Annotated in this window: 6 protein-coding genes; 4 read left to right on the top strand and 2 right to left on the bottom strand. The window is 40.0% G+C overall.

Annotated elements, in window-relative coordinates; genetic code table 11:
- Window positions 1–146: 146 nt before the first annotated feature.
- Window positions 147–821 carry a nitroreductase family protein gene (locus NTV63_05915; protein MCX6710453.1) on the bottom strand — a complete coding sequence of 225 codons (675 nt, stop codon included), beginning with the start codon at window positions 819–821 and terminating at the stop codon, window positions 147–149.
- A 306-nt stretch (window positions 822–1,127) separates the two neighbouring features.
- Between NTV63_05915 and NTV63_05910 the strand changes: the two genes are divergently transcribed.
- The 4 genes from NTV63_05910 to amrS all read left to right on the top strand — a co-directional run bounded on the left by NTV63_05910 (window position 1,128) and on the right by amrS (window position 5,017).
- Complete coding sequence (locus NTV63_05910; GenBank protein MCX6710452.1) at window positions 1,128–1,298, top strand: hypothetical protein; 171 nt, start codon at window positions 1,128–1,130, stop codon at window positions 1,296–1,298.
- Between the two features lie 481 nt (window positions 1,299–1,779).
- Window positions 1,780–2,445: a deoxynucleoside kinase gene (locus NTV63_05905; protein MCX6710451.1), complete on the top strand. Its 666-nt coding sequence runs from the start codon at window positions 1,780–1,782 to the stop codon at window positions 2,443–2,445.
- Window positions 2,446–2,515: 70 nt separating this feature from the next.
- The gene (locus tag NTV63_05900) at window positions 2,516–3,565 is read left to right on the top strand and encodes a DHHA1 domain-containing protein (GenBank protein ID MCX6710450.1); all 1,050 of its coding nucleotides are present in this window, start codon (window positions 2,516–2,518) and stop codon (window positions 3,563–3,565) included.
- A 453-nt stretch (window positions 3,566–4,018) separates the two neighbouring features.
- Complete coding sequence (gene amrS, locus NTV63_05895) at window positions 4,019–5,017, top strand: AmmeMemoRadiSam system radical SAM enzyme (protein MCX6710449.1); 999 nt, start codon at window positions 4,019–4,021, stop codon at window positions 5,015–5,017.
- Between the two features lie 56 nt (window positions 5,018–5,073).
- Here amrS and NTV63_05890 read toward each other — a convergent pair.
- Window positions 5,074–5,841: hypothetical protein (locus tag NTV63_05890; GenBank protein MCX6710448.1), on the bottom strand; the 768-nt coding region annotated here is incomplete at its 5' end.

The following is a 5,841-nucleotide window of genomic DNA, read 5'->3' as shown; positions in this document are numbered from 1 at the left end:
TTCTGGTCAAGTCTCCCAATCCCAAGAATATCTTCCTCTTTCTTTCTCCTGAAAATATCAAATAAGCCCAACACTATCACCCTCTTTTTTTTAATCATGAAAAACAGCGATAATAAATTAATTATTATAATGATATTATACTGGATTTATCTTTTTCTTCTTGCGCCCATGCTCTTTATTTTCTCAAGCATTGATTTTTTGCCCCTTGAAATTGACGCGCCTGCCTTTCTTCCCAAATCAATTGCCTTTCCGCCGATGTTATGATTCCAAAGCACTGAATCCATGTCCTTTATCCTGTTTCCCCACTTGTCAAAAAAGCATGTGCTTTCAATCTTCAGGTGCATTGGCTCCTCCGGCTTCTCATCAGGGTGCCCTATGGGAATAATTGTCTCTATCCTTACATTATCCGGATTTTCAAGAACCCTTTGGACAGCGTTTTCATCAAATGCGCCAACCCAGCATGAGCCAAGCCCAAGAGAATGCGCTGTAAGAAGCATGTTTTCAACTGCCGCTGCGCAGTTCTGTATTGCATAAAGCCTTTCCCCCCGCATTCCGTAATACTGGTTTATCTTTTCAGTTGGAGAGCATACCACGATTATTATCGGCGCTTTTTCAAGCCAGTACTGCTGAAGGCATGCCTCTGCAATCTGCCTTCTCTTATTCTCATCAGTTACTATTACAAACTTCCAGTTCTGGAGATTTCCTGAAGACGGCGCGCTCATTCCCGACTCAATTATCGACACAACATCGCCCCAGGCAACCGGCTCTTCAGTGAACTTTCTTACGCTTCTTCTGCTGTGAACTGCTTCCAATAGCTCCATGCTGCCCTTAAATTTCTTTTGATTAATAAATTTATCTAAAAAAGACGGGGCAGAAACAAGGATTTTCCTTGGATTTATTTCCTGCATTTCGGTTTTTCAGACGGAAAGGCATTCTGCGGTTATCATTTCAATAATATTCATAATAAAGATATATTTATGATAAAAATATTTTAGTTTTTAAGTAACTTAAATAATCATTATGCTAAATAACAATAAAATATATAAATAGGAGAAATAACTAAAATTAAGTTTATTAAAAAGGTTTATTCAATAACTTAAATCATAAAAATTTGAGACGGACGCATCATGAGGAAAGTCAACATTGGATTAAGCGACGAGGTTCATTCCCAGGCGAAGATAATCTCTGTGCTGAGAAAGACCACGCTCCAGGACTACCTCAGGGAGGCTATTGAAAGCGCGATCAAGAAGGACAGGAATTTGCTTGGAAGAATAAGAGGTGAAAAGGAGGAGGCTTAGCTTCCGGGAGATGCCTGGATTAATAAAGCCCGATAATCTGGAAAGAGAGGTGCTCTGAGGCATTTAAGGTTGATATTCTATTAACTGATGTTGACACCCCCAATCTCGACATCAAATGCCTGAGCAAAACCTTCTCTTTCCAGTCCCCCCTTCTTTTTCTTTTTTATCTCATCATAAAAATCCGCTGAGAGCGTTTGATCGGACGCTCTCTGATTCGCGGATTTTTAGGATGCCAAAAACGGCGTTTTAGCGCCGTTTTTCAGCATAAAATCCTAAAAACTCTTCTTTGACCTGTTTTTTCCAAAATACAAAAGGTTATAAATGCGGGAAAAAACAGCCGGTGTGTATAATTGGGGTGGAATGAATTTCAAGCGAGAATTGTTCTGACAGCAAGATTGAGAAAATTGCAGATTCGTTTTATGAAGATGAAAGTTCATACTCCCTGAGGGAAGAGTTCTCAAGGAACAGGCATCTCATTGGAATAGCGGGCAACATTGGCGTTGGAAAGTCCACTCTTGCGGAAATCCTTGGAAAAATCATTGAGTGCCCGGTTTACGAGGAACTTGATAAGAAAAACCCATTCCTTGAAAAGTTTTACCAGGAGCCGTCAAGATGGGCATTTGATAGCCAAATGTTCTTCCTTTCTGAGAAAGCCAAAAAAATGAGGCAGATAGAAGCAGCAGGGAAGTCTGCGATAATTGACAGGACAATATATGAGGACATCAATGTATTTGCAAGAGCCCAGAAGGAATTTAAGTATATGAATGAAAGCGAATGGAAAAAATATGAAAACCTTGCAAATGAGATGACTGAGCACATTTCCTATCCTGATGCAATAATCTATCTTCGGGGAAACCCAAACCCAACTCTCTGGGAAAGAATAAACGGAAGAAAGCGCGCTGAAGAGGTTAACAGCAAAAGCACTCTTGATGTTGAATATCTTCACTTCCTGAACGGGCTTTACGAGCTTATGATTTACTCAATGAAAAAGGAGAATAAGACAAGAATCCACATAATAGACACAAACTACTCGCGGGATGACATTATCTCAAACTGCACAAAAGAAAGTATTATAAAAAGAGTTGTTGAAAAAAGCCTTGGCTTTCTCTATTCTGAATTCTGCGGCAAAAACCCAGGGCTTCTCTAGTTAAAATCAAAAGTTTTTTAACCAATCGCTACAAAGTATTTTAATCGCCAAAAAAGGTTAAGTGCAAAAAATGCCAATATCAAAAGCTGAGATTGAAGAGATAAGGGAGTATCTTTTAAAGTCTGAGCGCCCGGTTTATTTTTTTGATGACGATCCTGACGGCCTAAGCTCATTTCTTCTTTTTTACAGGTTTGTTGGAAGGGGAAAGGGAGTTATCGTAAAGTCCAGCCCCGAGGTAAAAGAGGAATATGCTGCCAAGGTTAATGAATATTCTGCTGACACTGTTTTTGTGCTTGATAAGCCGCTTATGAGCCAGGAATTTGTGGAGAAGTGCGCAACAAAGATAATCTGGCTGGACCATCACGAGCCAGTTAAGCTTTCTGGAGTGAATTATTACAACCCGAGGATTAGTGAAGCGCATGACGGAAGGCCTACATCTTACTGGTGCTACAGGGTTGTCCAGCAGGACTTATGGCTTGCAATTGTCGGGGTTATCGGCGACTGGTACCTTCCAGACAAGCTTGCTGACAAATTCTCAAAGGAATATCCCGACCTTCTGCCTGAAAAGATGAAAGACCCGGCTGAAGTGCTTTTCAACACAAAGCTCGGGGAATTAAGCAGGGTATTTGCATTCGCACTCAAGGGAAAGACAACTGATGTAATGAAATGCATAAAGATACTTACAAGGATAAAGTCGCCTTATGAAATCCTGCGCGAGGAAAGCTCAGCAGGAAGATTCATCTACAAAAAGTATCTTGCTGTGAAAAAGGAATATGACGAGCTTGTAAAGGACATTTTAAAGCACCATTCAAATGACAAGATGATAATTTACACTTATCCCGGGCAGAAGATGAGCTTCACAGGCGAGCTTAGCAACGAGATGCTTTACCGGTTCCCTGACAGGATAAATATAATCGGCAGGAACAGGGGAGGCACCTTGAAGTGCAGCATCCGCTCCTCAAATGGAAAGCTTCCCGAAACAATCAAAAAGTGCCTTGTAGGGCTTGATGGCTACGGTGGAGGTCATGAGAATGCCTGCGGGCTCTGCGTAAAGGAGAAGGACTTTGAAACATTCATCTCAAGGTTCAGAGAGGAGATTGCTAAAGCCGAAAAGAATTGATTGGGCTATTATCTTCTTCAATTCCTTTTTAATTAAGGGAAAAGTCCGATGCATGCTATTCCAAGAGTTATTGATGAAGAAACATTATTTATAAACCGGAAAATTGAATTGAAAACTTAATCATCAAGAAATAATACTGCCACATATTGATAAAGAGGTTCATTATTAAACGGGGCTAATTATAGATGGGGTAATAGATATCTCTAAAGATGGAAACGCTTAATTCTCAAAATTCTGAATGATTAGGTATTTATATACCCGTCTAGTTTGGTTTATTATTTTTTTAACATTTTGTTCGTTAAGTTCAAAAAGCAGACACTGTAGGAATTAAGGAAGAACAACGAGTTTTCCGGAAAAAATCATTTCATTTTCCGACGATATCAGAAAGATTTTAAAAAATCCGCAAAAAAATGCAAAAGTATAAAATGTTTAAAGGCAAAGTGCATATGCAATATGAAAGAAGCCAGCTATTACCAGAAGATTGAAGGGGGTTTCGTAAAGTGCCTGCTCTGCCCCAGGGGCTGCACAATCCCTGAAGGAAAGAGCGGATTCTGCAATGTGAGGAAGAATATTTCAGGAATCTTATATTCTCTTTCATATGGAAACCCTATTGCCCTTAATTCTGACCCAATTGAGAAAAAGCCGTTCTTTCATTTCCTTCCCGGAAGCAGCGCCTTTTCAATAGGCACTTTCGGATGCAATCTTTCCTGCCTGAACTGCCAGAACTGGGAGATGTCAAGGGGAATTCCAAAAGAAGGGGATTTGGGGATAAGCCCAAAGGAGATTGTTTCCCTTGCTTTTGAAAACAACTGCAAAACCATTTCATTCACATACAATGAGCCCACTGTTTTCTTTGAGTATGCTCTTGACATTGCAAAGCTTGCAAAAAAATCAGGGCTTAGGACAAGCTTTGTGAGCAACGGATACATCAATGAAAAGCCTCTTTTGGAAATCTCAAAATACCTGGATGCTGATAATGTTGACTTAAAGGGATTTTTACCTGGCTTTTACAGGAAGGTGTGCTCTGCTGAGCTTAATCCTGTTCTTAATTCCCTTCTTCTCCTGAAAAAAAAGAAGGTTCATATTGAGATTACAAATCTTATAATCCCCGGCTTAAATGACAATATGGAGGATATTGAGAGGATGTGCATCTGGATTAAGGAAAATCTTGGAAGGGATGTTCCGCTTCATTTTTCAAGGTTTTTCCCGATGTATAAGATGGAAAATATTCAGGAAACGCCGATAAAAACTCTTGAGCGCGCATATTCCACTGCAAAAAAATACCTGGACTATGTCTATGTGGGCAATGTTGCTATCGGAAAAGAGAATACCTTCTGCCCAAACTGCAAAAAGATGCTGATAGAGCGCTTTGGATTTTCCGTTGCTAAAAACAGCATTAAAGACGGGAAGTGCGGATTCTGCGGCAAGGAAATTTCAGGAGTGTGGAAATAGAGAAGGAAAATAATAAAAGGATAATAAAATAATAATAAATAATAAAAAATCTGAGATTAAGCCATAAGCAGTCTCACCGTGGAATACCCACCCCAACTCTTAGTGCAAAGTCTATTGCCCGGACGGTGCGCATCCAAGCGAATCCGCCCAAAATCTCTATGCCACCACCCAGTCGGCACAAGGTCACTTTTTACATGTTCTACATATTTCACATATTGACCAAGAAGCCATAAGGCATTGTTATCATACCTGTCATTGCTTACTTCATTGGTTGTTTCGAGGCAGGTAAGAAATTTTGTAATAAAATCTTCAAGTGTTTTTCCTGTTTCTCCTAGGTAAGCTTCTGTCTGTAATGTTCGTAGGTAATCACGGGGAGAAGAGCCTATCTCTAATTGTTTTCTGCCTCCCAATGTCTTTCCTCGGCCTTGCTCCGGCATAATTGGTAAACTTTCAACTAATCCCACAGACCAGCCGGGAACAGCGCAAATACGTCCATTATTGACTACTTCTAATTTGCTCTGTCCCTGATGATTGCTTGAATATTCTTGAGGAAAATATACAATCTCGTCTGTATCTATTGCCTGTCTTAAGGTATCCCATACCCAGACAATTTTTTCGGTATTGACACGAACAGGTATTAAAGGTTCAGTTGGAGAACGTCTAGTTTGATAGATTTTACCCTCTGCTGCGTGTTTAAGAATAGCTGCTTTCATTCGGTCAATCAGAAGGGGTGTTGGCATTGCCATGGGTGTTAATTCTAAACGATCAAACCCTTGTGAAACTTTTCTGTTTACAAGCTCTCTATTTTTAGCAAATAGTTCTAC

The sequence above is a fragment of the Candidatus Woesearchaeota archaeon genome (assembly GCA_026394965.1).
GTDB lineage: Archaea > Nanobdellota > Nanobdellia > Woesearchaeales > 0-14-0-80-44-23 > JAPLZQ01.
This window is presented reverse-complemented; position numbering and strand designations above follow the sequence as displayed.

Bases quoted from the DNA above. Each gene is read 5' to 3' on its own strand.
- NTV63_05910 (MCX6710452.1), top strand. From the start codon at position 1,128: ATGAGGAAAGTCAACATTGGATTAAGCGACGAGGTTCATTCCCAGGCG.
- NTV63_05915 (MCX6710453.1), bottom strand. From the start codon at position 821: ATGGAGCTATTGGAAGCAGTTCACAGCAGAAGAAGCGTAAGAAAGTTC.
- NTV63_05900 (MCX6710450.1), top strand. From the start codon at position 2,516: ATGCCAATATCAAAAGCTGAGATTGAAGAGATAAGGGAGTATCTTTTA.
- amrS (MCX6710449.1), top strand. From the start codon at position 4,019: ATGAAAGAAGCCAGCTATTACCAGAAGATTGAAGGGGGTTTCGTAAAG.